At 56.1% G+C, this 1072-nt stretch carries 1 protein-coding gene; it reads left to right on the top strand.

Annotated elements, in window-relative coordinates; all coding sequences use genetic code 11:
- A partial coding sequence (locus GOB86_RS15525; protein WP_165993555.1) for an IS30 family transposase occupies positions 1-1065 on the top strand: 1065 nt, incomplete at its 5' end.
- Positions 1066-1072 lie beyond the last annotated feature (7 nt).

Raw genomic sequence — 1072 nt, 5'->3', positions numbered from 1 at the left:
ACGATATCTCGTGAGATCAGGCGCAATTCCGCGACCCGCAACGGGGATTTCAATTACCGTGCCACCACCGCACAATGGCATGCGGATCGTGCGGCCCAACGTCCCAAGGTGAGTAAGTTGGCACAAAATTCTACCTTGCACGATTATGTCCACGATCGCCTGGCAGGCCTGATCGCCACGCCGGATGGTGTCACACTGAAAGGGCCTGTCGTGATATGGAAAAAGCGACGGGCAGTTCATCGTCAAAGTCGACGCTGGTCCCTTGCATGGAGCCCGGAACAGATCGCGCAACGGCTGAAGGTGGATTTCCCAGAGGATCAGAGCATGCGCATCAGTCACGAAGCGATTTATCAAGCACTCTACATTCAGGGGCGTGGCGCTCTGAAACGCGAACTTTCCGCCTGCTTGCGCTCGGGGCGGGCACTCCGTCTTCCTCGGGAACGTGCGCGTAAGCGAGGCAGATCTTTTGTTGAAGACGCTTTGATGATCAGTGATCGTCCGGCAGAGGTTGCGGACAGAGCTGTGCCGGGTCATTGGGAAGGCGACCTCATTCTCGGCCTTGGTAGTTCAGCGATCGGAACTTTGGTCGAGCGCACCACGCGCTTTACGATGTTGCTGCATCTGCCGCGGATGAAAGGGCATGGAAAAACCAGAGTGATCAGGAATGGTCCAGCCCTTGCTGGTCATGGGGCTCAGGCCGTTCGTAACGCGATTACAGGGACCATCATGGAGCTACCTGCCAGTCTGCGCAGATCCCTGACCTGGGATCAGGGAGCGGAGATGGCACAACACGCCCAGCTCCAGATTGATACCGGTCTTGATATCTATTTCTGCGACCCACAAAGCCCCTGGCAACGTGGCAGCAACGAAAACACCAATGGTCTGCTGCGCCAATACTTCCCCAAGGGAACGGATCTCAGCCAGCATGATACCGATGCATTAAATGCGGTTGCTCATGCCCTGAATACACGGCCACGCAAAACACTCGGTTGGAAAACACCAGCAGAGGCACTCGACCAACTGCTCAAACAACATATAATCGAAGGTGTTGCGACGACCGGTTGAATCCGCC

Source organism: Acetobacter lambici, assembly GCF_011516885.1.
Lineage (GTDB): Bacteria > Pseudomonadota > Alphaproteobacteria > Acetobacterales > Acetobacteraceae > Acetobacter > Acetobacter lambici.
Note: the sequence above shows the minus strand (reverse complement) of the source record. Positions and strands in the feature narration are given on the sequence as shown.